The following is a 20,603-nucleotide window of genomic DNA, read 5'->3' as shown; positions in this document are numbered from 1 at the left end:
GTCACAGGCCCAGCTTGGCGAACACTTCGGGCAGGCGTTTGATGAGGGCCATCTCGCGGAACTTCTGGCGGGCCTCCATGGCCGGCGAGCCGAGCCAGCTGCCACCGTCCACCGAACCCATGGGCGCGCTCTGGCCCAGGATAACGGTGCCGTTGCCCAAGGTGATCTTCGGTGGCAATGCGGCCTGGCCCCATAGGGTGCAACCATCGCCCACGGTGGTGGCACCGGCCACGGCCACTTGCGCGGCGATGATGCATCCACGGCCGATCTCCACGTCGTGCGCGATGTGCACCAGGTTGTCCAGCTTGGTGCCCGCACCGATGCGCGTAACGCTGCTGATGCCGCGGTCGATGGCGCAGTTGGCGCCGATCTCCACATCGTCCTCGATGGACACGCTGCCGCAAGGTGGCATCTTCTCGTGGCCGCTGGGGCGCTTCTTGTAGTAGAAGCCGTCGCTGCCCACCACGGTGTTGGCGTGGATGATGACGCGGTCGCCGATGGTGGTGTTTTCGTAGATCACGACGCCGGGCATGATGAGGCAGGCCGACCCGATGCGCACGTTGGCGCCGATGACCACGCTGGGGTGGATCTCGGTGCCGTCGCCGATGACGGGCGTATCGCTGCCCCAAGCGCGGCGTGGCATGAAGTGGCGCACCAGCTGGTTGTAGCTGCCGCACGGGTCGGGGCACACGATAAGGGCCTTGCCCTCCGGGGCCTCCACTTCCTTGTTGATGAGGATGGTGGTGGCGGCGCTCTCCAGCGCTTTGCGGTAGTACTTCTCGTGGTCAACGAAGATCAGGTCGCCCTCGCGCACCCGGTTGATCTCGTTGATGCCGGTGACCGCGCGCTGTGCATTGCCGATGATGCGCCCGCCGACCATGTCTGCCACCTTGGCGGCGGTGAGTTGTTGTTGCAGGTCCATGTGCTTCGGGGTAAAGGTATCCGCGGCCTGAAATGCGGTTGCGGTCTGCTCCACCTGCTACGCACCGGCAGGGAGCTGGATCAAGTTGAAGAGTTCTTCTTCCACCTTTTCCTTGATGAAAAGGTGGAGCCAACAATCAACCACGATCAAAGTCCAGACGCTCGGCTACCACACGTGCTCTACGCACGGGCACGCCGAGCGCCTGGCCCGCGCTGATCGTGGACGTCCCCGCGCGACTGCCTGCCTATGCTAGCACGCGATGACTCACGCGGTGCAGAATGCATATCACAATGACGCCCCGGCCGGTCAAATGCGCACACATTTCATCTCGCTGATGGAAGAGGCCAAGTCAGCATCCATGCGCCCCGGTGAATAGAACCTAAGCACATAGGATAGTTCGGCCAGATCAGAGTGATCCACTGCGACACGCACTACACCCATGCAGGAGCCATCCTCAAAGAGCAAGAAGGTGTCGCCATCATCTGAGCATCTCAACTCGTGAAGACCCAAGTGGGCCTGCTCACTGTCGTGGAGGTGGTCCTCAAATGCAGCGAAGCGCGTCCAACGATATCCGCCTTCATCCGACTTTGCCTCGGAGATGAGTCCATTGCCTTCAAGCCGATAACGCCCTTGGTCTGTTTCGAGCGACACCCAAAGTGACTCAATGGGAGACGACCAATCAGGGGTGGTGGCAACGGCAATCACGTTCATGGGCGTAGCTGGGCTTTGGCTGCCCAGCTGAACTTTCGGTTAAAGTTATCGCCAGACGAAAACAAGGTACAGCGTCAACTGTCGGCAGGCTGCCCACGCCTGCTTGTATCGGCAGGCAGTCGCGCGGGGACGTCCACGATCAGCGCGGCCGCGCCCGGCTCGGGGGGCTTGTGCTGCAGGCCCGTGCGAGCCGGGCTGCGGCTTTGATCGTGGGCGCCTTTTGGCTCCACCTTTTGGCGAAGCAAAAGGTGGAACGCGAACAAGGGAAATAATGAAGCCCCGGCATTGGCCGGGGCTTCTTCTTGTCGCTTGTGCTAACGACGTGAACGTCGTTCCTACCGCTTCGCTTCCTTCACGCGGTCCAGGTACTCGCCGGTTTCGGTGTCGATGCGCACCACGGTACCGGCCTCCACGAAGAGAGGAACCATGATGTTCTGACCGGTCTCCAGCTTGGCGGCCTTCATCACCTTGTTGGCGGTGTCGCCTTTCACGGCGTGCTCGGTGCTGGTCACTGTCAGTTCCACCTGCTTGGGGGGGCGGGCGAAAATGGGCGTGTCGCTCTCGAAGCCGATCTGCATGATCATCTCCTCCTTCATGAAACCCATGGCGTCGCCCAGCAGGCTGGCGGGCACGTAGAGCTGCTCGAACGTGGTGGGGTTCATCAGCACCAGGTTGTCGCCCTCGCGATAGAGGTACTGCAGCTCGTGCACTTCCACGCGCAGCACTTCGATCACCTCGCCACTGCGGAAGCGGTTCTCGATCTGCTTGCCGTTGCGCAGCACGCGCATCTTGCCTTGGAAGAAGGCGCGCAGGTTGCCGGGCGTGCGGTGCTGCCATTCCATCATCTGGCAGATGTCGTTGTTGAAGCGGATGTAGGTTCCTACGCTTACGTCGTTGGTCGTGGCCATGAGAGAGGGTCTTTCGATTGAGGCCGCGAATGTAGCCGGGGAGGGCCGCCCGGCAACCCGCGACCGGTCCGCTTGGCGACGGCCGAGCAAGACTTCCGGTGCTAGCGTGGTCTTGCGGCGTGCGGACCGCTCAGGCAACGCCCACCCCGCATATTCAGTCTTCCGTTTGCTTCGGCCCATCCAACACGAGACCTCTCCATGCGGATCCTCCTCACCCTAGCTGCTTTTGCAGCTTTCATGGCCACGGCCAGCGCACAAACCACTGCCTACGGCACCACGGGCCTGAAAGAGCATGTTTGCACGGCCACGTGCACCGCCTATGCGCACGCGTACGTGCATGGCGAGCAGGGCCACACGTGCACGGCCGCTTGCACCGCTGCCACCGTAAAGGCCGGGGCCTGCTGCGTGGGCAAACAGGAGGGAGGCGCCTGCACCAAGAGCCACATGAACGCCGACCCCAGCACCCTGAAGGTGCATGCCTGCTCCACCGACTGCAAGGAGGGCAAGCACGTGGTGGTGCACGGCGAGCGGGGCCATCCCTGCAACACGGCCTGCATGAGGAAGCATTGAACGGAACATCGCTTGTGCAGAACCCCGCCCACTAGCGGGGCTTTGTTTTTCCATCGTGCCGCCGTCCACCTGATGAACGGCATTGCAATTGCCGGTGGAACGCGCACCTTTGTTCCACAACCCTTTGCAACCCATGAGAACCCTGTTGATCCTTGCCGCCTTCGCCTTGTTGGGCACCGCGGCCACCGCACAAACCACCGAGACATCCGCAGCCGAGGCCAAGGAGCACGTATGCAGCGCCGCCTGCACCGCCGAGGTGCATGCCTATGCCCACGGCGAGAAAGGACACACCTGCGCCGAAGCCTGCAAAACGGCCGATGCCGCCAAGACCCCTGCCTGCTGCGCGGGCAAGAAGGAAGGCGAAAGCTGCAAGAAGCACGAGGGCAAGGCCGAAGGGAAGAAGAAGGGCGAGCACGCCTGCACCGAAGCCTGCGCCAATGGCGAGCACGCCTATGTCCACGGCGAGAAAGGCCACAAGTGCGACAAGAGCTGCAAGTAGTGGGCCTCTAGCGCGCAACGATCGGAAGCCCTGTCCGCCGGACGGGGCTTCTTCGTTCTAGGCCGGCGTGGCCACCAGCACCAGACTTCCGGGGCGGTAGGTGCGGCCCTCGAAGTCGATGGGCGGCTCATCGAGGCGTTCGGCCGTCAGGAGCTTGAAGCCGTTGCTGGCGAGCACCGCTTCCCAGTCGGACTGCTCGTACATGGCGAAGCCGTAGCGTGTGAAGGGCATCACCTGCATGGTGCTCTTGGTGCGGATGGTGGCGGTGAAGGTGCCGCCGCTGCGCAGCACGCGTTTCACCTCGCGCAGGTGCGCGGCGTGGTTGTCCCAGAAGTACACCACGTTGATGCAATAGATGCGGTCGAACGAGTTGTCCGCGAACGGCATGGCGGCGCTATCGCCGTGGTGCAGTTGCAAGCGGCCGCCGCCGATGAGCGCGCGATTGTAGGCCGTGGCTTCTTTGTGCATGGCTTCGCTGAAGTCGAGGCCGGACACGCGCAGGTCAGTGGCTTGCTGGAACAGGTCGGGGAAGAAGAGGCCATTGCCGAAGCCGATCTCCAGCACGCTGTGGCCCGGTTGCAGGTTGATGGTGCGCCAGGTGGCATCGTACAGCACGCGGTTGGCAGCGTTCATGCGCTGACCCACGCGCCGCGCCAACCAGCCGCTGGGGCGCCGCAGCTGCCCCGCCATGGTTTCGGGGCTGGGGCCGCTGATGAGGGTGCGCAGGAAGGTGAGGAGGGACATGGGACGAAGGTGGGGAGGATGGGGGATGGGAAGGACGGGGGTTGGACCGATGGGCACTACCGGTGCCTTCGCGTTGTTCGTTTAGTTTCGTCGTGCAACATGAATAGGGACGACGACGCATACCAAGCGGGCCGGGGCGGCGGGGTGCTCCCCCCCGGCGGAAGTCTTCAGGATTTCAGTCAAGGACAACGGGACCGGGACGCATGGAACCGCGCTGCGCAAGGCGGGCCGGTAGCCCCTAGGAATGTCGGGCGGCCCAGCACCTTGCCCGGCGGCGGTGATGGCTTGGGCAGCATCGGCGCACTGCTCATCTTGGCGCCATTGTCGCTGGGCTCGTTGGTGGCGGCGCTGCCCGCTGCGCTCGTCGTGTGGTTGCTTCTGCGCGGAAACAGCACGGGGTACGGCACGGCGTTCAAGGCTTCTTTCCGGGGCTTGCTCATCATGCTCATCTGCATCCTGTTCGTGCTGGTGCCGGCCATGGTCATCTACTACAAGACACTGGACGATCCGCGCGGCATTACCAGCGCCATGCTCGGCTTATGTGCCGAGGTGGCCTTTCTGCCATGGTCGCCGCACCATAGCGGAATGTTCCGAGGTCTCGGAACATCAACCATCTGGCTGGCTGCGGCCATCTTATGGTTGCCAGCAGTGCTGCTCGGTGGGCGCGGGGTGTACCAGGTCTTGCGCGCTGACCTTGATGCTCCCGCGCGCTACGGCAAGGCGTTGCTGCTAACGCTGGTGGTGCTGGTGCCGTGCCTGTTGGCTACCACCTGGCTGACGGTGTGGGCGGTGTGGGAGTGGGTTCTAATAAGCCCAGTGGGTTACGGGAGCACGCTCGGCAAAGAGCCGAGTGTGTGCGGGATCATTTGAGGAGTGAACTACGCCGATTAGTACACCTACTATTGTGCGATGTCTCTGAGGAAGATCTTCGTGGTTTCTTCGGTGGAAGGGAAAAAGCAAGCGGCGTGCTACATTCGACATTGTACTGACAAGCATATTGAGTATCGCCCTTGGTGGAATGAGTTTCGGGGTAGTCGTATTGTGATCGACGAACTGGAGCGTATCAAGAATGAGTATGATGGTGCTCTTGTTGTTCTCACCCCTGATGTGAGGGCTACCATTCGCCGTAAACGTGAATGGGTGCCTAGCTTGAATGTGCTTTTCGAATGGGGCTTTTTCTTGAGCAAGTTCACTAAGGCCAACATCGCAGTGGTGAAGTACGGAGCGGTCCACATTCCTACCGATTTGGGAGGATGGGTGCTGCTCCATGGTAGCGATGTGTTCAATGCATCCAGAGTTAAAGTGCCTAGTGCGCGTTCTAAGGATGAATTTCGTCGTTGGCTGACAGGTGTGCACGAGACGCCGCGACCAGTGCGGTCCGATTTGCATGTGTCGCGGTGGAAGACGTTCCAGGTTGGAGAACCACTGCCAAGTGCTGTGCTCCAACGTCCCGGGGGAGCAATAGCGATATGGGTAAGAGTGGACCATAATGCCATTGCCCGTTCAAAGGGAAGCAACTGGCAGTATCTGCTGGCCCATGCAACGGATAGTGTTCCCCGCAAGGATTACGGTCGATATCCGAATGGCTGGGGCATCTGCAGTGTTCGAGATTCAGTTGGGTTTGGCCACCATTGGAGGTTCTGGTGCAATGGAGAAAGTCATGCACAGACTGAGATAAGACATATGAAGGCACTGCCCGATGGATGGCATCTGTTCTCGCTTTCATGGTCGCGCGAGCGAGACTTCATCAGATTCTATGTTGATGGGGGACTTGCAGGAGAGAAGACGTTCTCCAACTGGCCTGTGAATTACTCTAGTGAGATTCAAGTTGGAAACTGGGCCTTTGGTGAATCCCATAGAACTCCTCTGCAGATAGGACGTTCCTTTTCCTTGCCATTCGCGGCAAGCGAAGAAGAGCTTCGCAAACGGGTTCGACTAGGTCCGGATGTGCGTGTGTTGCGATTCTCGCGCATTGGTGGCTAGGGCCACCGCACAAGACCCGCTGTACGCTTGCTGGCGCTGGGTTTTTCGGCTACAGCCCAATGCATTAGGGCCACTTTGGCAAAGCCCACCAAGCATCGGCCTCTTGTGGTCATCCCCATCAACCCCCACTGCCCACCATCACCTGTAGATATACCCTTGACTTCCGTCACGCACGGCATGCGCCCTCGGTCCTACTTTCGCGCCGATGAAGAAGCCCGTGCTTTGGTTGGCCCTGCTGCTCTATGCAGGCCAGTTCCTCGCGCCCGCCTTCATTGTCACCGCCTTCTTCGCCGAGCGCAGCCGCATTGAGCGCGAGCTGTGCGTGCAACGCGCCCGCGCCGAGGGCATGCGCACCTGCCACGGCGAGTGCCACCTGATGAAGCAGTTGAAGGCCGCCGAGGATGCCGCGGCCGATCATTCGCTGCCGCAACTGCCCGGCCGTACGCAGCCCGAGTGGTGCTCGCATACGCCAGTGCTGGTGCCCGTGCCACCGGTGCACGACAAGCAGTTCGCCGCTGTGCACGCCGCCGTGCACCAGCGGCCGTTCGAGCCATTGGAGCACGTGCCCTGGTGCTGAGGTGAACTGCGGTCCACGCGACCGCTCTGCGTTCCACCTCAACATCTTTTCATGCAACGTATCCTCTTGGCAGGGTTGGCCATGGTGCTGGCCCTGCACACCTGGGCGTGCGACATCTGCGGCATCTACTTGAACGTGCAGCCGCAGGACCGCACCACCCAGTTCAGTCTCCTCTACAAATTGCGCGTGCTGCGCGGCGAGTTCACCTCGCGCGGCCTGGCCAAGCACGGCGATGCCGCAGTGCCGGTGGGCACCGTGAACCGCATCGAAGAGCTCTACCAGACGGTGGAGCTGCGCGCCGACCTTCAACTGCGCCAACGCTGGTCGCTGCTGCTGAGCGTGCCCCTGGTGAACCATTACCAGAGCGTGAACGACCAGCGCACAGCTGACCTCTATGGCATGGGCGACCCGTTGGTGCTCGCGCGGTTCCAACTCGCCAACACCCAGTGCGGGCCCGACGAGGACCGCTTCGTGCACCGTTTGCTCATCGGCGGTGGCGTGAAGCTGCCGCTGGGCCGCGACGACATGACGTACAACGACGAAGCCGTGGACGCCGACCTGCAACCCGGAACGGGCACCGTTGACTTTCTGGCCTCCGTCGAATACACCGTGCGCAAACGGAAGACCATACTGGCATCGAGCAACGTCCTGCGGTTCAACACCCCCGATGGTACGGGCTTCCGCTTCGGGCACGGCGTGAACAGCTCGCTGGAGCTGATGCGCACGATGAAGGCCGGCCCGCTGCAAGTGGCGCCATCGCTCGGTGGCTACATGGAGCTGACCATGGCCGAGCACCAGGACGCCAAGCCCATCGAAGGCACCACCAACAATGTCCTCTTCAGTCAGGCCGGTCTGCGTGCGTGGTGGCGCAGTTGGATGCTCACCGGCGCCTGGCAGCATGCTCTCATCAACGATGCGGGCCCCTTCATGATGCCCAACCGCGATCGCGCAGTGTTCGGCATCTCGTACCTCCTGAACAAGAACAACAACCAAAACAACTGAACCATGAAAACGAACAAGTTCCTGCTCTCCCTGGCCGCAACGGCCATTGCATTCACCGGCTGCAAAAAGGATGAAGATCCGCCCGCCGACCACGATCACGGTGGCACCGCTGCCACGGCCACGGTTGAACTCGATTTCGGTTTCCACTACGGAGCCGCCGACTTCGATCTGGCCAACACATACACAGACGGCAACGGCCACGCTGTGCAGTTCACCGCCATCAAGTTCTACATGAGCGATATCCACCTGGTGGATGATGGCGGGGCCGCCGTTGCGGAATTCCATGACACGTATCTGCTGCTCGATGCGGCCACGCCCGAGGTGACGCACACGCTGGGCCAGGTGACGGGCGCGCACATCCACGAGGCGCATGTGAGCCTGGGCCTGGACAGTGCCACCAACCACGCCGATCCCACCCTGGCTGAAGCCCCACTGAACGACCCCAGCATGCATTGGGCTTGGAACCCGGCGGCGGGCTACAAGTTCCTGCTGTTGGAAGGCCGCGTGGACGACGATGGCGATGGAGTGGTTGACGCGAGCGACCCCACCTTCACTTACCACTGTGCTATGGATGTGCTGTTGACCGAGGATGTCCTGGACTTCCACATGGACATCACGGCGGGCGCCACACTGAGCAAGCACGTGGAGGTGCAAGTGGACGTGCTCATGACCGGCATCGACGTGGTGGCCACGCCGGTGGGCATGGGTGCCGAAGCGGTGAACCAGGCGCTGATGCAGAACCTGGCCTCGGCCATCAGCACCATGTAGAACGGGACAAGTCGCCAAGCAAGGAGGGCCCCGCAAGGGGCCTTTCTTCGTTCCGGGGTTATGCGCAACGCATTGTGGTGAACGGGCAGGAGGACCCTTGGTTGCCATTGTGACGGCGGGTTCCTTTGTGATGGCCGACCCATGCGCAGCAAGCGGAAAGACGATGCGTTGTCGTTGTTCGACACGTTGGTGTACACCTGCCAGTACCGGCTGGTGATCGACCCCGCAGGCAACGCCATGGCGCGCGCGATGGAGTGGCGCCAGCAACTGCGCGAACGCATCGGCAAATTCAACGAGGCGTACCAGATGCCGGGCATCACCCTCTTCGGCAGCGAACTGCCGCCCGAATACGAAGGTCCGTTGGCCGATGCCGTGGAGCGCGGCGCCGAAGGCTTCGAGCCCTTCACCATGAACCTCATCGGCCTGAAGCACACCGAGGACCGCAAGAGCATTTACGTGGAGCTGCAGGAGAAGGGCATCGTAGCGGCGCTGCGGCAGCGCGTGGTGGACCACGTACGCAGCAACCGTCGCATCAAGAAGCTGGGTGTGGAAGTGGTGGAGCATCCCACGCTCTTCATCGCCAGCGGCCTGAAGCTGGAGCAGTTCAACTCCGCGTGGGCCATGCTCTCGGCCCAGCGGTTCAGTACGCAGCAGCGCGTGAGCGATGTGGTGCTGATGAAGCGCGAGCTGGACCACACCAGCACCGATGAGCACGTGCGCACCTTCCCGTTGCGTTCGCCGCAGATGCTGCGCAGCCCGTTCGCACGTTGAAACGGGTGCTACCCTTTGTACTGCTGCACGTCGATGGTGCCTGTGCACAGGGCCGTTTCGACATCGACCCGGTTGCTGGCCACCACCAAGGTGCGCCGTCCGACATGCTCGTTCAGGAATCCGACGAACCACTGCGCACCGTTCGCATCCAGGTTGCTGGTGGGTTCGTCGAGCAGTAGGAGGCAAGTGTCGCTCAGGATGGCGAGGGCCAACTTCAAGCGCTGTTTCATGCCGCTGCTGAAGTTGCGCACCGGCTTCTCCAACTGGCCGCTTAGCAATGCAGCTTCTGCAACGGCTTCCACGCTGCGATCGCCGAGCAAGGGTTTGAAGCGCTTGTGGATCTCAATGGCTTCGCGCAGGCTCAGGTCTTCGTAAAGGCTCATGTACGGCGCGGCTATGCTCACGTGGCGGTACACTTCTTCCTGTGCCATCACGGCCCCGCTGATCTCATGCTTCACGGTGCCCTTGGTCAGCATGAGCGCACCGCCCACACATTGCAACAACGTGCTCTTTCCGCTGCCGTTGGGTCCGATGATCGCGGTGCGGCTGCCTTGCTCGAAGACATGCGACACGTCGCGGAAAACGGTTTCGCGGCCGAACGACTTGGAGGCTGAAGAGAGAGAGACCTTCATGTGCTCATGTGGCCATGTGCTCATGTGGCCATTGGCTGTCGTGGCCAAAGATGTGTGGTTTCATGTGCTCATGTGTCCGTGGAAGCATGTGCTCATGTGACCATGTGCTCATGTGTTCATGAACTGACGTGGCTGGGGAGGTGGGGTTTCATGTGCTCATGTGTCCATGTGCTCATGAACTGACGTGGCCAGGGTGATGGGAGTGCGGCAATATCGAGGTCTCTACTGACGGTCGTCGAAGAGACTCTTCCATGGTCACATGGCCGCATGAGCACATAGACACATGCACCAATGGTCACCTGGCTTTCCGCTCGTTGATGAGCAGCTTGGTGCTATGGATGATGCTGTTGAACAACGGGAACAGGCGTTTGATCTTCAGCACCAGCTGCTCGTCGTGGGGATAATGGGCTTTGCAGTGGCACAGGTCAACGCGGTAGTCGGTCTCTTCCAGTTCCTTGAAGCCTATCTTCATCTTGTGCAGGAAATCCGCTGCGCTTTCGGCGTTCTGTGCTTCGCGGACTTGACTGCCAGGGGAGGTGCCGCTTCGGAGGATCTGGTCGGAAAAGACCCTGTTGATCGGTGCCAAGCGCTCGCAATAGTCCATGATGGAGAGCGACAAGGCAAAGGTCTCTTCCACAACGGCGTTCCTTTTCTGTTGTGGCTTTCCGTAGCCGCTCGGAGGTTCGTTCACCCCATCAGCCGCGAACGACCCCATCCATTCCTCCACATCAAAGTGTTCGACATTGTCCATTGCGCTCGTGTTGTGCTTACCACGGACCTAACCCCTTCCACCACATGGCCACATGAACACATGAGCACATGGTCCCATGGTCTCATGGCCACATGTTCTCACTCCGTCAACCCCTTCATGATCCCTTTCGGGCTGTTGTTGATGAAGTCGATGATGACGCCGCGCTCGTGGCTGCGGGGGAACTGCTGCATCACGTTCTGCACGGCGCGCTCCACGTTGCTGTTGCGCACGAAGATCTCCCGATAGATGTCCTCGATACGGGCCACTTGCTCATCGTTGTAGCCCCGGCGGCGCAGGCCCACCACGTTCACGCCGATGTAGCTGAGCGGTTCGCGGGCGGCCTTCACGAAGGGCGGCACGTTCTTGCGCACCAGCGATGCGCCCGCGATGAAGCTGTGCGCGCCGATGTGGATGAACTGCTGCACGGCCACATTGCCTTCCAGGATGGCCCAATCGTCGATGGTGACGTGGCCTGCGAGGTTCACGCTGTTCGCGATGACCACGTTGTTGCCCACGATGCAGTCGTGCGCCAGGTGCACGTACGCCATCAGCAGGCTGTTGCTGCCCACGGCGGTCTTCAGCCGATCGGCGGTGCCGCGGTTGATGGTGACACACTCGCGGATGGTGGTGCCGTCGCCTACTTCGGCCGTGGTGACTTCCCCCGAGAACTTCAGGTCCTGCGGAATGGCGCCGATGACGGCACCCGGGAAGATGCGGCACCTATTGCCCACGCGGGCGCCGTCCATCAGCACGGCGTTGGGGCCGATCCAGGTTCCGTCGCCCACGGTCACATCTCCGTAAATGGTCGCGAACGGCTCGATGGTGACATCGTTGCCGATCTGCGCATCGGGGTGCACATAGGCGTGCTTGCTGATGCTCATGCTTTGACCGCCGAAGCCTTCGGCGAAGGTGTATCGGTGGCAGTGGCTTTGGTCTTCTCCTCTTTGGGTGCCTTGTCGCGCGCTATCTGCGCCATCATCTCAGCCTCCATGGCAGGCTGCCCAGCGGTGTAGGCCACGCCCTTCATGTGCACGATGCCGCGGCGGATGGGCGTCATCAGTTCGAGCTTGAAGACGAGGGTATCACCGGGCACCACTTTCTTCTTGAAGCGCACCCCGTCGATCTTCAGGAAGTAGGTAGTGTAGTTCTCCGGGTCGGGCACCTTGCTCAGTGCGAAGATGCCGCCCACCTGGGCCATGGCTTCTATCTGCAGCACGCCGGGCATCACAGGGTTGCCGGGGAAGTGGCCGGTGAACTGCGGTTCGTTCATGCTCACGTTCTTCACGCCCACGATACCCTCTTCTGTGATCTCCATCACCTTGTCCACCAGGAGGAAGGGATAGCGGTGCGGCAGCATTTTCTCGATGGCCTGGATGTCGTAGAGCGGTGGTTTGTTGAGGTCGTAGTTGAAGCCTGCGCTCTTCTTCTCATCGCGCATGCGCTCCTTGATGCGCTTTGCGAAGCTGGTGTTGCCGAAGTGGCCCGGGCGTGCGGCGAGGATGTGGCCTTTGATGGGGCGGCCCACCAACGCGAGGTCGCCTACGATGTCGAGCAGCTTGTGTCGTGCGGGCTCGTTGAAGAACTTCAGGTCGGTGGTGTTGAGCACGCCGTTGCGGCGGATCTGCACTTCCTCGTACGGCCGACCTAGCGTCTTGGCCAGCTCCTTCAGTTGCTCCTGCGTGGTCCCTTCGCGATCCTCCAGCACAATGGCGTTGTTGAGATCGCCGCCCTTGATGAGGCCGGCCTTCGCGAGGATCTCCAGTTCACGCAGGAAGACGAACGTGCGGCACGGGGCGATCTCCTGCTTGAACTCTTCCGCGCGGTACATGCTCGCGTGCTGCGTGCCGAGCACGGGGCTGTTGTAGTCCACCATCACCGTGAGGCGCAGCTCGCCAGCAGGCGTCGGCACGGCCAGCATTTCGGTGCCTTTCTCTTTCGTCTCGAACCAGATGGGCTCCTTCAGCACGTACCAGTCGCGCGGCGCATCCTGTTCCTGGAGCCCAACGCTTTCGATGGCGTTGACGAACGGCAGTGCGCTACCGTCCATTATAGGCACTTCAGCTCCGCTCAGTTGCAGCAGGCAGTTGTCCACACCGAGGGCGTAGAGGGCGGCCAGCACATGCTCGGTGGTGTTCACGCGCAGGTCGCCCTTGCCTAGTGTGGTGCCGCGTTCGGTGCTCACCACCAGGTCGGCATCGGCGTCGATGATGGGTTCTCCTTCGATATCGGTGCGCTGGAACTTGTATCCGTGGCCGATGGGCGCAGGGCGCAGCGTTAGGGTCACGGGCTCGCCGGTGTGCAGGCCCACGCCCTTCAGGGTGGCACTGCCAGCGAGGGTATGTTGCTTGTCGGGGTTCATGTCGGGTGCAAGATGGCGAGCATGCCGCCATGTACTGCGCTGCGAAGGTCGCGAACGCCCGAACAGCCCGATCTATTTGCCGGACAAGTCGTCCAGCTTCTTCTTCAGGTCGGGCAGCGAGCGGAAGAGCACGTAGCTGCGCTTGTAGTCGCCGATGGCGAAGGCCGGGCTGCCCTGCACGGTGGCACCCACCTCCGTGATGCTATGCCCGATGCCGCTCTGCGCCGCGATCTTCACCTTGTCGGCAATTGTGATGTGGCCAACGATGCCCACCTGCCCGCCGATCATGCAATAGGACCCGATGCGCGTGCTGCCCGCTATGCCGGTCTGCGAGGCGATGACCGTGTGCGCGCCGATCTCCACGTTGTGCGCCACCTGGATGAGGTTGTCCAGCTTCACCCCTTTCCGGATAACGGTGCTGCCCATGGTGGCGCGGTCGATGGTGCTGTTGGCGCCGATCTCCACATCGTCCTCGATGATGACGTTGCCCACCTGCGGCATCTTCTCATAAACGCCGTTGGCATCGGTGGTGAAACCGAAGCCGTCGGCCCCCACCACCACGCCGCTGTGGATGATGCAGTTGGAGCCGATGACGCAGCGGTGATAGACCTGCGCGCCGCTGTGGATGCGCGTGCCCTTGCCGATGCGCACGCCGTCGCCGATGGTGCAGTGCGGGAAGATCTTCACGTCGTCCTCGATCACGGCGCCATCGCCGATGTAGCTGAACGCGCCGATGTATGCGCCGCTGGCCACCTTGGCCTTTGGGCTCACGAAGCTGGGCTGCTCAATGCCGCGCTTGTTGTACTGCAGCTCCTCGTTCATCTTCAGCAACCGGCCGAAGCATGCACGGGGATCGGCCACGCGGATGAGCGTGAGGCGCTTGGGCAGCGGCTGCGTGGCTTGGAAGCCTTGCTCAACAACGGCGATGCTGGCGCCAGTGGTGTAGAGGAACTCGGTGTACTTGGGGTTGGCCAGGAAGGTGAGGGTGCCGGGCTTGCCCTCCTCGATCTTGGCGAGGTCGCTCACCAGCACCTGCGCATCGCCGTCCACCTCACCTTCGAGGAGCTCTGCGATCTGGCTGGCGGAGAATTGCATGCGGACTTAAGTCATGTGCCCATGCGGTCATGGGACCATGTGCTCATTGGGCGGCCGCGAAGATAGCCGGGCAGCCTTGCCTCATTTGCCATGCACCCACGCTGCGCTCTTGCGGAAGTCATCGCAGGGGTTGATCCAGTACCCTTTGAGGCTGTCGCCCGGTATGCTGGGGAAGGGGCGCCGTTCCTGCATGGCGATCTGCGACGAAGGGATCTTCACGTGCGCCCAGCGGTCCATGTCGTTCACATGGAAATAGTGCCAAGCGCTGTCGGTGCCCTCGTAGAACATGCGCCAAACGTTGCCGCCGCGGCCACAGAGATCATCGTAGAGCTTGCGGTCCTGGGTGAGGCGGTGGAGCTCCACATCGTAGTGGCAGCCGCCGACCGCGAGCACACAGCACGTCGCCGTTGCGGTTAGCACTCCGCGACGCACAGCTCGCATCAATGCGCGTGGACCTCCACCGTCTTCTTCACGCTGTCGGTCATCTCCACCTTCACCTCCATCTGCTCCCCTGTGCGCTTCACGTGCACGGTGCCGCCTTCGATGGTAATGGTGGTATCGCCTTGAAAGTTCTTCGCCTTCAGGTCCTGGATGATGATGTGGGCTTTGTCTTCGTGATGGCCGTCGTGCATACCATGGTCACCATGGCCCGCATGCCCGCACGCTGCTTTGCCTTTGCTGCATCCACCTTCGTGGTGACCGCCTCCACGCGCACACGCCGCTTTGTCCTTGCAGCAACCACCGGACAAGGCTCCATGCTCGCCACCATGCCCGCACGATGCTTCAGCATGGCACGATGCACGGCCTTTTGCGCATCCACCGTCGCCACAACAGCCGCAATGCCGACCGAGGAAGAAACCGATGGCGCCGCATACCAGCGCAACAAGGAGCAGACGGACCCAGGGGGAGTTCATGTGTTCAATTTGTTGCGGCGAACTTACTCTGTTGCGACCGGCCGAACGCGGAACGGGCCGCCCACTGGACGGCCCGTTCAAAGCACAGTTCCTCGACTAGCGCAGGGTGATGCGCTGTACGCGCTCCTGGCCGTCGGCCGTGAGGCGCAGAAAGTACACGCCGTTGCCCAGCGCGCTCATGTCAATAACAGTGAGCCCTTTGCCTGGAACGGCCATCACCTGCTGGCCCAGCGCGTTCATCACCAGCACTTGGTCCAACCATGCGCCCTTGGTCTCCACCGTTATCCGGCCGTCGGTGCTGGTGGTAGGGTAAATGCTCACGCCGCTCAGCGTGTTCTCCTCGATGCCAACAGCGCAACCATTGCTGGGCGCGTTGGTGTAATTGAACACCACGGGGTTGCAATCATTGATGGTATTGTTGGTGCCTTGGTCCACGATGGTGGCGGAGTTCTCGGCCCAGACCGTGTTGCTTGAACCACCGGCGCTGCCGAATCCTTTTGCGATGAGCGTGTTGTTCATGCCCGTGAGGGCCACGATAGCACCGGATTCCGAATAGATGGTGTTGCCGTTGCCACTGAAGGTGACCGCAACGCCGTTGCACACCCAGAAGGATTCACTGTTGGCGCTCACCAGGCCGTTCGCCGTGATGACCGTGGCGGTGCTGGGAATGGACACGTTGCACTGTGCGGAGGCGGCAAGGGCCAACGGGATGGCGAACAGGGTAGGTAATGTTCTCATGCGTTCGGGTTTTGTGCTTGCCAAGGTAGAAGGAAGCCGAACACGGCCCAACGGCCCATCACATCACTGCCTGCGCACCACCGTGGTACTGTTCGCTTGGGCGGTGGGTGTCACGACCACATCGTTGATGCAGACGTGCGGCGGCAGGGTGGCCACGTAGTGAACGATGTCGGCGATGTCTTCCGGAAGCAAAGGCTCCAGACCTTGGTAGACCTGCTTGGCGCGGGCCTCGTCACCTGCAAAGCGCACCACACTGAATTCCGTTTCAGCCATTCCCGGGGCGATCTGCGTGACCTTGATGCCGTGCTCGAGCAGGTCGATGCGCATGGCTTTGGTCAGGGCGTCCACGGCGTGCTTGCTGGCGCAGTACACATTTCCCTTGGCATACACCTCTTTCCCGGCCGTGCTGCCGATGTTGATGATGTGTCCCTTCGTCCGAGCGATGAAGCCGGGGATGATCGCGCGGCTCACATTGAGAAGACCCTTCACGTTGGTGTCCAGCATGCGGTCCCAATCGTCGGTGTTGCCGTGCTGCAAGGGGTCGAGACCTGCGGCGAGCCCGGCGTTGTTCACGAGCACATCGATGGTGCTCCATTCCGGCGGAAGTCCAGCGATGGCGGCATCAGTGGCGGCGCGGTCGCGCACATCGAAGCAGAGGGTGTGCACATCGCTGGAGCGCAGTTCATCGCGCAGTGCTTGCAAGCGATCGGCACGACGGCCCGTGATGATGATGCGCCAGCCTTCAGCGGCAAAGCGCCGGGCCGTGGCTGCGCCGAAGCCGCTGGTGGCGCCGGTGATGAGGATGGTTGGCATGCTATCGCGCGGTTACGGCAAGTCGCGTGCCTTCAGCATCCGCCTCGAATGGTAGATGCGGACGATCTGCACATGATCCTTGGCGACCTTATGAATGATGCGGTAGTTGCCCTCGGTGATCTCCCGGAGCGTTCGGTCCGAGAACTCACGGACAACGTGGCCCGTCATCGGATGTTCCGCCAACCGAGCGAACCTTTCCCCGAGCCGCTCAACGAACGCTTGAGCGTATTTCGGGGAGTCGGCAGCTATGAGGTCGTATATCGCGTGCAAGTCGTGCTTGGCCGACGGCGACCAGATCACTTGCGCCATTTGCGCTTGAATGAGGCCATGACCTTTTCGTGTGGTATGCCCTTACCGGCCTTCAGTTCTGCCAATCCTTTTTCCACCTTGTCCATGAAGATGAGCCGCTCAAAGAGGTCCTCCAGGTTGAACTGGTCGGGCATCTCCTTCAGGGTAGCTTGTGCAACGCGCTTCCTCATGGTCGAAATGTAGAACCTGTTCGCATGACCTCTTCAACAGTAGTGCCCGTGTTCCGAACATGACCTGTTGATCGCGGCCCGTTCCGTGTCCAGCGATCGCAAACCGTTGTTCCTTCAGCCAGCCGTATCCTTCCCACCTTCGCCCCCATGCGCCTCAGCCTCTTCGTTGTCTTGCTCGCAGCTTCCGTGGCATCCATGGCCCAAGGTCTCGCGCCCTTCAACAGCCAGCTCGACCGGTTCTGGGTGTTCGACAACGGCAGTTTCCACGAGTTGAACAACCGCAAGCCGGGTATGGTGCGCGTGGTGGGTGACAGGGTGGTGTTCCTCACCGAGGCCGGTGATCTGGCGCTGTACGAAGCTGGCGGCCGCACGCAGACATTGGAGCGCGGCACCCGACCGCAGGTGATCGCCGGCGATGGCATGGCGGGCTTCAAAGTGGCCAATACGTTGAAGGTCATCGGCACGAACGGTGCGAAGTCCATCGCGTACAACGTCGCCGACTTCAGCGTGCAGGACAGCCTCATCGCCTTCCACGACAACGCGCAGCACGTCCTGGGCATCTACTGGAAGAACCAAGTGGTGACGGTGGCCGACGTGATGGCCGACAGCGACCGGCCCCAATGGCTCGTCGGGCCCAACACGTTGTTGTTCTACGATCACGAACGCCGCACCATCTACCTCACCTACCGCGGCGAAACCACCGAGCTGTGCCGCACCAGCGACTTTGCCAGCGTGAGCGCGGGTACCGACATCGTGGCCTACGTGAACGGCGATGACCGCACCTTCCACGTGTACGACAAAGGCCAAGACAACACCGTGGCCGATTTTCCGCCGCGCAACTTCAAGGCCGGTGATGGCGTGGTGGCCTTCACCGATGTGAACGGTGCCTTGCGCGCGTACTCAGGCGGCATGGTGTACGATGTCAGTGACTTCGCGCCGGAACAATACTGGGTGCAGGACAGCCTGCTGCTCTTCGTGGAGCAAGGTCTGCTGAAGGTGTTCGCCGGTGGGAAGCTGGAAGTGGTGGAGCGCTACGTGCCGGAGAAGTGGCAGGTGTTCGGCGGCTGGTTGGTGTACTTGGACCTGAACCGCACGCTGCGCAGTTGGAGCCCACGTGGCCGCGTGCAGTTGAGCAAGGAGGCCTCCATCGCCAGCTTCGAACTGTACCGCGATGCGGTAGTGTGGCGCAGCAACATGGGCGCCGTGAAGGTGTGGTGGAACGGCAAGGTGCACGAGCACTACTGACCGGCCGGTGCCCTGAAGGGGCGCGGCCAGATGTACCATCGCGCGACGCAGGAGATGCCCAGCACGAAGAACACCAGCGCCACCGGGCGCGTGCAATCCTCGCAGTGGAACTCGCCCAGCATCCAGATGCCGTTGGCGCAGATCCAGAACACCACCGCCAGGCTGTGGAGCAGTTCGGACAAGTCGTGGCGGCTGCGCCACGCGATCCAGGCCGCGATCACCACTGTGGGTCCCAGGATGATGCTGCCCAGCAGCCGCCAGTCCTGCACCCAGCAGATGTCCTTGAAGAGCCAGAGCACGATGTGGAAGTTCTCCGATCTGCGGAGGTTGCTGAAGGTGGGCATGATCGTCGTTGATGTGGTGGCGAAAGGTGGCAACAGTCCGATCTTCGCCACGTCTTCTTTCCGCATGAACGTCCGCCAACTGTTCACGCTTACCGCTCTGTTCGTCGGCGCTCTGGGCTTCGGGCAGGGGCAGAGCGTGCTGCCGTACGTTATGACGGTGTACGGCGTGGTGAGCGGCGAACTGAGCGGTGAACCCCTCAAAGGCGTGAAAGTGCGGGTGCTGCGTGACGGTGAGCTGAGCAACTTGATCATCACACGGGGCAATGGCCGGTTCGAACTGGAACTGGAGCGCAATTGCCACTACCGTGTGGAGTTCACCCGCGACGACCTGGTGGACAAGCACGTGCTCATCGACACCCACGGGGCGCCACCGCTCCTCGATGTGCCTTCGCTGACGATGATCATCGATATCACGCTCTTCACGCCGGTGGCCACCCTCGATGCGGCCATATTCCGGGAGCCGCTGGGCAAGGCCTACTACAAGCACAGCAGCCGCAACATCGTGTGGGACGACGTGTACGAGCAGGAGATAAGCCTGCCGGTGCGCAAGTTCATGGCCGAGTACTTCAGGGAGGTCGAACGGATCGGCACGGTCGGCAGGCCCGATCGGCAGCCCCAATAGGAACCTATGGTGATGTTTCCCGTAGAAAGGGGACCATGAACATCCGTCAACCCCTACTGGGCATTTTGCTGTGCGCCTTTGTGCATGGCGCGGCGAACGCACAGCGCCCGGGTGCCGACTACGATATCGTGGTGGAGGGCCGGGTGCTGGACGAAACCACGGGCGACCCGATCAAAGGGGCCGTGGTGATCGTGCGCAAGGACGGCCATTCGGAGAACATGGTGGTGGTGAAGGGCGATGGCCAGTACGCGTTCGAACTGGAACGTGGTGGCCGCTACGAGATCACCTATTCCGCCGCCGGCATGGTGGCCAAGCGCGTGGAGGTGAACACCCACGGGGCCCCAGCGAACCTCGATGTGCCACGCCTGTCCATGAACGTGGACATCAACCTCTTTCCACCGGTGAGCGGCCTTGCAACCGCATTGTTCGAAAAGCCCATGGGCAGGGCAGCGTACAGCTCCAAAGTGCGCAACATGCGTTGGGACGAGGAATACGGCAAGGCGATGCGCGAGAGCATCCGCGTGTTCATGACGAAGTACGACGCCCAGTTGGAGAAGCAAGGAACGTTGGCCGGACGCTGATGGCCTGACCGGCGCGCAACCATACGTCATGCGCACGATCGCAACACTGGTCTTCGGGTCCGCAATGACGTTGTCGCTGCCGCTATTGGGCCAGGGCAAGGCCGAAATGCGCTACACCATCCAGGTCACGGGCCGTGTCCTCGGTGAGTTCGACGGCGAGCCCGTGAAAGGCGCCATCGTCATCGTGCGGCGCGGCACGCACAGCGAAGAGATGCACAAGGTGGCCCGCAACGGCAAGTACACCGTTGAACTGGCCCGAGGGTCGAACTACGAGATCATCTACTCGGCACCGGGCCAGGTGGCCAAGCGGGTCGTCATCGATACGCGCGGTGCACCGGCATTGCTGGATGTGCCCACCATCACCATGGTGGTGGACATCACGCTCTTTCCGCCGATCGAAGGCCTCGATACCCGCCTCTTCACCGAGCCGATGGGCAAGGCCGGATACAAGCACAGCGTGCGCAATATCGTTTGGGACAAGGAGTACGGCGACGAGATGCGCGCGCGCATCAAACGCTACATGGCCGGGCACGACAAGAAGGCCAATGGCCCTGTCACCAACGGCGAGCACTGAT

General features: G+C 61.6%; 28 protein-coding genes. 12 read left to right on the top strand and 16 right to left on the bottom strand.

All coding sequences use genetic code 11. The annotated features are described in order from the left end of the window. Position 1 precedes the first annotated feature (1 nt). From IPJ76_02650 to efp, 3 genes are all read right to left on the bottom strand, one after another. Positions 2–922: a UDP-3-O-(3-hydroxymyristoyl)glucosamine N-acyltransferase gene (locus IPJ76_02650; protein QQR87146.1), complete on the bottom strand. Its 921-nt coding sequence runs from the start codon at positions 920–922 to the stop codon at positions 2–4. Between the two features lie 306 nt (positions 923–1,228). Beyond that, a complete protein-coding gene (locus IPJ76_02645; GenBank protein ID QQR87145.1) occupies positions 1,229–1,633 on the bottom strand; it encodes a hypothetical protein in 405 nt (134 codons plus the stop codon). A gap of 335 nt (positions 1,634–1,968) precedes the next feature. Continuing rightward, positions 1,969–2,541 (bottom strand): elongation factor P, encoded by a 573-nt coding sequence (efp, locus tag IPJ76_02640; GenBank protein ID QQR87144.1) that lies wholly within the window; start codon positions 2,539–2,541, stop codon positions 1,969–1,971. Positions 2,542–2,739: 198 nt separating this feature from the next. On the opposite strand from efp, the gene IPJ76_02635 reads away from it, so the two are divergent. Both IPJ76_02635 and IPJ76_02630 read left to right on the top strand, forming a co-directional pair. After that, positions 2,740–3,111 carry a hypothetical protein gene (locus tag IPJ76_02635; protein ID QQR87143.1) on the top strand — a complete coding sequence of 124 codons (372 nt, stop codon included), beginning with the start codon at positions 2,740–2,742 and terminating at the stop codon, positions 3,109–3,111. A 133-nt stretch (positions 3,112–3,244) separates the two neighbouring features. Further along, positions 3,245–3,610 carry a hypothetical protein gene (locus IPJ76_02630; protein ID QQR87142.1) on the top strand — a complete coding sequence of 122 codons (366 nt, stop codon included), beginning with the start codon at positions 3,245–3,247 and terminating at the stop codon, positions 3,608–3,610. A 57-nt stretch (positions 3,611–3,667) separates the two neighbouring features. Here the strand turns inward: IPJ76_02630 and IPJ76_02625 are convergent, their stop codons facing one another. Beyond that, a complete protein-coding gene (locus tag IPJ76_02625; GenBank protein QQR87141.1) occupies positions 3,668–4,354 on the bottom strand; it encodes a class I SAM-dependent methyltransferase in 687 nt (228 codons plus the stop codon). A gap of 99 nt (positions 4,355–4,453) precedes the next feature. On the opposite strand from IPJ76_02625, the gene IPJ76_02620 reads away from it, so the two are divergent. The 6 genes from IPJ76_02620 (at position 4,454) to IPJ76_02595 (ending at position 9,455) form a co-directional block, all read left to right on the top strand. Then, entirely contained in the window at positions 4,454–5,224 is a 771-nt protein-coding gene (locus IPJ76_02620; protein QQR87140.1) for a hypothetical protein, read from the top strand. A gap of 39 nt (positions 5,225–5,263) precedes the next feature. Further along, positions 5,264–6,337, top strand: coding sequence for a nucleotide-binding protein (locus IPJ76_02615; GenBank protein ID QQR87139.1), 1,074 nt, complete (start codon positions 5,264–5,266; stop codon positions 6,335–6,337). A gap of 205 nt (positions 6,338–6,542) precedes the next feature. Next, a complete protein-coding gene (locus tag IPJ76_02610; protein ID QQR87138.1) occupies positions 6,543–6,914 on the top strand; it encodes a hypothetical protein in 372 nt (123 codons plus the stop codon). A gap of 51 nt (positions 6,915–6,965) precedes the next feature. Beyond that, positions 6,966–7,916: a hypothetical protein gene (locus tag IPJ76_02605; protein QQR87137.1), complete on the top strand. Its 951-nt coding sequence runs from the start codon at positions 6,966–6,968 to the stop codon at positions 7,914–7,916. A 3-nt stretch (positions 7,917–7,919) separates the two neighbouring features. After that, complete coding sequence (locus IPJ76_02600) at positions 7,920–8,684, top strand: hypothetical protein (GenBank protein ID QQR87136.1); 765 nt, start codon at positions 7,920–7,922, stop codon at positions 8,682–8,684. Positions 8,685–8,825: 141 nt separating this feature from the next. Further along, positions 8,826–9,455, top strand: coding sequence for a 2'-5' RNA ligase family protein (locus tag IPJ76_02595; GenBank protein ID QQR87135.1), 630 nt, complete (start codon positions 8,826–8,828; stop codon positions 9,453–9,455). Between the two features lie 8 nt (positions 9,456–9,463). Here the strand turns inward: IPJ76_02595 and IPJ76_02590 are convergent, their stop codons facing one another. From IPJ76_02590 to IPJ76_02540, 11 genes are all read right to left on the bottom strand, one after another. Next, complete coding sequence (locus IPJ76_02590; GenBank protein ID QQR87134.1) at positions 9,464–10,087, bottom strand: ABC transporter ATP-binding protein; 624 nt, start codon at positions 10,085–10,087, stop codon at positions 9,464–9,466. Positions 10,088–10,382: 295 nt separating this feature from the next. Continuing rightward, on the bottom strand, positions 10,383–10,838 hold the full coding sequence (locus tag IPJ76_02585; protein ID QQR87133.1) for a four helix bundle protein: 456 nt from the start codon (positions 10,836–10,838) through the stop codon (positions 10,383–10,385). Between the two features lie 98 nt (positions 10,839–10,936). Further along, positions 10,937–11,719 (bottom strand): acyl-ACP--UDP-N-acetylglucosamine O-acyltransferase, encoded by a 783-nt coding sequence (lpxA, locus tag IPJ76_02580; protein ID QQR87132.1) that lies wholly within the window; start codon positions 11,717–11,719, stop codon positions 10,937–10,939. Next, positions 11,716–13,197, bottom strand: a complete 1,482-nt coding sequence (locus IPJ76_02575; protein QQR87131.1) for a bifunctional UDP-3-O-[3-hydroxymyristoyl] N-acetylglucosamine deacetylase/3-hydroxyacyl-ACP dehydratase — start codon at positions 13,195–13,197, stop codon at positions 11,716–11,718. The genes lpxA and IPJ76_02575 overlap by 4 nt, the downstream gene beginning before the upstream one ends. Before the next feature lie 72 nt (positions 13,198–13,269). Further along, positions 13,270–14,292: a UDP-3-O-(3-hydroxymyristoyl)glucosamine N-acyltransferase gene (lpxD, locus tag IPJ76_02570; GenBank protein ID QQR87130.1), complete on the bottom strand. Its 1,023-nt coding sequence runs from the start codon at positions 14,290–14,292 to the stop codon at positions 13,270–13,272. 81 nt (positions 14,293–14,373) lie between these two features. Beyond that, positions 14,374–14,733, bottom strand: a complete 360-nt coding sequence (locus tag IPJ76_02565) for a hypothetical protein (protein ID QQR87129.1) — start codon at positions 14,731–14,733, stop codon at positions 14,374–14,376. Next, positions 14,733–15,206 carry a hypothetical protein gene (locus IPJ76_02560; protein QQR87128.1) on the bottom strand — a complete coding sequence of 158 codons (474 nt, stop codon included), beginning with the start codon at positions 15,204–15,206 and terminating at the stop codon, positions 14,733–14,735. Before IPJ76_02560 ends, IPJ76_02565 begins: the two co-directional genes overlap by 1 nt. 96 nt (positions 15,207–15,302) lie before the next feature. Then, positions 15,303–15,944 carry a T9SS type A sorting domain-containing protein gene (locus IPJ76_02555; protein QQR87127.1) on the bottom strand — a complete coding sequence of 214 codons (642 nt, stop codon included), beginning with the start codon at positions 15,942–15,944 and terminating at the stop codon, positions 15,303–15,305. Positions 15,945–16,007: 63 nt separating this feature from the next. After that, on the bottom strand, positions 16,008–16,757 hold the full coding sequence (locus tag IPJ76_02550) for an SDR family oxidoreductase (protein QQR87126.1): 750 nt from the start codon (positions 16,755–16,757) through the stop codon (positions 16,008–16,010). 12 nt (positions 16,758–16,769) lie between these two features. After that, on the bottom strand, positions 16,770–17,066 hold the full coding sequence (locus IPJ76_02545) for a type II toxin-antitoxin system RelE/ParE family toxin (GenBank protein ID QQR87125.1): 297 nt from the start codon (positions 17,064–17,066) through the stop codon (positions 16,770–16,772). Next, a complete protein-coding gene (locus tag IPJ76_02540; GenBank protein QQR87124.1) occupies positions 17,054–17,236 on the bottom strand; it encodes a hypothetical protein in 183 nt (60 codons plus the stop codon). The genes IPJ76_02545 and IPJ76_02540 overlap by 13 nt, the downstream gene beginning before the upstream one ends. Positions 17,237–17,383: 147 nt before the next feature. On the opposite strand from IPJ76_02540, the gene IPJ76_02535 reads away from it, so the two are divergent. Further along, positions 17,384–18,481, top strand: coding sequence for a hypothetical protein (locus IPJ76_02535; protein ID QQR87123.1), 1,098 nt, complete (start codon positions 17,384–17,386; stop codon positions 18,479–18,481). Here the strand turns inward: IPJ76_02535 and IPJ76_02530 are convergent. Next, positions 18,475–18,825, bottom strand: a complete 351-nt coding sequence (locus tag IPJ76_02530; protein ID QQR88379.1) for a hypothetical protein — start codon at positions 18,823–18,825, stop codon at positions 18,475–18,477. The two genes, IPJ76_02535 and IPJ76_02530, sit on opposite strands and share 7 nt — an antisense overlap. A 64-nt stretch (positions 18,826–18,889) precedes the next feature. Between IPJ76_02530 and IPJ76_02525 the strand changes: the two genes are divergently transcribed. From IPJ76_02525 to IPJ76_02515, 3 genes are read left to right on the top strand one after another with little or no spacing between them, the layout of a single operon-like run. Beyond that, positions 18,890–19,447: a hypothetical protein gene (locus IPJ76_02525; GenBank protein QQR87122.1), complete on the top strand. Its 558-nt coding sequence runs from the start codon at positions 18,890–18,892 to the stop codon at positions 19,445–19,447. A gap of 35 nt (positions 19,448–19,482) precedes the next feature. Then, complete coding sequence (locus IPJ76_02520) at positions 19,483–20,028, top strand: carboxypeptidase regulatory-like domain-containing protein (GenBank protein QQR87121.1); 546 nt, start codon at positions 19,483–19,485, stop codon at positions 20,026–20,028. 28 nt (positions 20,029–20,056) lie between these two features. Beyond that, the gene (locus IPJ76_02515; protein ID QQR87120.1) at positions 20,057–20,602 is read left to right on the top strand and encodes a hypothetical protein; all 546 of its coding nucleotides are present in this window, start codon (positions 20,057–20,059) and stop codon (positions 20,600–20,602) included. The last annotated feature ends 1 nt before the right edge of the window (position 20,603 follow it).

This window comes from Flavobacteriales bacterium, assembly GCA_016699575.1.
GTDB lineage: Bacteria > Bacteroidota > Bacteroidia > Flavobacteriales_F > PHOS-HE28 > PHOS-HE28.
The sequence above is the reverse complement of the archived record's forward strand: the minus strand, read 5'-3'. Positions and strand labels throughout refer to the sequence as shown.

Bases quoted from the DNA above. Each gene is read 5' to 3' on its own strand.
- IPJ76_02650 (QQR87146.1), bottom strand. From the start codon at position 922: ATGGACCTGCAACAACAACTCACCGCCGCCAAGGTGGCAGACATGGTC.
- IPJ76_02645 (QQR87145.1), bottom strand. From the start codon at position 1,633: ATGAACGTGATTGCCGTTGCCACCACCCCTGATTGGTCGTCTCCCATT.
- efp (QQR87144.1), bottom strand. From the start codon at position 2,541: ATGGCCACGACCAACGACGTAAGCGTAGGAACCTACATCCGCTTCAAC.
- IPJ76_02635 (QQR87143.1), top strand. From the start codon at position 2,740: ATGCGGATCCTCCTCACCCTAGCTGCTTTTGCAGCTTTCATGGCCACG.
- IPJ76_02630 (QQR87142.1), top strand. From the start codon at position 3,245: ATGAGAACCCTGTTGATCCTTGCCGCCTTCGCCTTGTTGGGCACCGCG.
- IPJ76_02625 (QQR87141.1), bottom strand. From the start codon at position 4,354: ATGTCCCTCCTCACCTTCCTGCGCACCCTCATCAGCGGCCCCAGCCCC.
- IPJ76_02620 (QQR87140.1), top strand. From the start codon at position 4,454: ATGAATAGGGACGACGACGCATACCAAGCGGGCCGGGGCGGCGGGGTG.
- IPJ76_02615 (QQR87139.1), top strand. From the start codon at position 5,264: ATGTCTCTGAGGAAGATCTTCGTGGTTTCTTCGGTGGAAGGGAAAAAG.
- IPJ76_02610 (QQR87138.1), top strand. From the start codon at position 6,543: ATGAAGAAGCCCGTGCTTTGGTTGGCCCTGCTGCTCTATGCAGGCCAG.
- IPJ76_02605 (QQR87137.1), top strand. From the start codon at position 6,966: ATGCAACGTATCCTCTTGGCAGGGTTGGCCATGGTGCTGGCCCTGCAC.
- IPJ76_02600 (QQR87136.1), top strand. From the start codon at position 7,920: ATGAAAACGAACAAGTTCCTGCTCTCCCTGGCCGCAACGGCCATTGCA.
- IPJ76_02595 (QQR87135.1), top strand. From the start codon at position 8,826: ATGCGCAGCAAGCGGAAAGACGATGCGTTGTCGTTGTTCGACACGTTG.
- IPJ76_02590 (QQR87134.1), bottom strand. From the start codon at position 10,087: ATGAAGGTCTCTCTCTCTTCAGCCTCCAAGTCGTTCGGCCGCGAAACC.
- IPJ76_02585 (QQR87133.1), bottom strand. From the start codon at position 10,838: ATGGACAATGTCGAACACTTTGATGTGGAGGAATGGATGGGGTCGTTC.
- lpxA (QQR87132.1), bottom strand. From the start codon at position 11,719: ATGAGCATCAGCAAGCACGCCTATGTGCACCCCGATGCGCAGATCGGC.
- IPJ76_02575 (QQR87131.1), bottom strand. From the start codon at position 13,197: ATGAACCCCGACAAGCAACATACCCTCGCTGGCAGTGCCACCCTGAAG.
- lpxD (QQR87130.1), bottom strand. From the start codon at position 14,292: ATGCAATTCTCCGCCAGCCAGATCGCAGAGCTCCTCGAAGGTGAGGTG.
- IPJ76_02565 (QQR87129.1), bottom strand. From the start codon at position 14,733: ATGCGAGCTGTGCGTCGCGGAGTGCTAACCGCAACGGCGACGTGCTGT.
- IPJ76_02560 (QQR87128.1), bottom strand. From the start codon at position 15,206: ATGAACTCCCCCTGGGTCCGTCTGCTCCTTGTTGCGCTGGTATGCGGC.
- IPJ76_02555 (QQR87127.1), bottom strand. From the start codon at position 15,944: ATGAGAACATTACCTACCCTGTTCGCCATCCCGTTGGCCCTTGCCGCC.
- IPJ76_02550 (QQR87126.1), bottom strand. From the start codon at position 16,757: ATGCCAACCATCCTCATCACCGGCGCCACCAGCGGCTTCGGCGCAGCC.
- IPJ76_02545 (QQR87125.1), bottom strand. From the start codon at position 17,066: ATGGCGCAAGTGATCTGGTCGCCGTCGGCCAAGCACGACTTGCACGCG.
- IPJ76_02540 (QQR87124.1), bottom strand. From the start codon at position 17,236: ATGAGGAAGCGCGTTGCACAAGCTACCCTGAAGGAGATGCCCGACCAG.
- IPJ76_02535 (QQR87123.1), top strand. From the start codon at position 17,384: ATGCGCCTCAGCCTCTTCGTTGTCTTGCTCGCAGCTTCCGTGGCATCC.
- IPJ76_02530 (QQR88379.1), bottom strand. From the start codon at position 18,825: ATGCCCACCTTCAGCAACCTCCGCAGATCGGAGAACTTCCACATCGTG.
- IPJ76_02525 (QQR87122.1), top strand. From the start codon at position 18,890: ATGAACGTCCGCCAACTGTTCACGCTTACCGCTCTGTTCGTCGGCGCT.
- IPJ76_02520 (QQR87121.1), top strand. From the start codon at position 19,483: ATGAACATCCGTCAACCCCTACTGGGCATTTTGCTGTGCGCCTTTGTG.
- IPJ76_02515 (QQR87120.1), top strand. From the start codon at position 20,057: ATGCGCACGATCGCAACACTGGTCTTCGGGTCCGCAATGACGTTGTCG.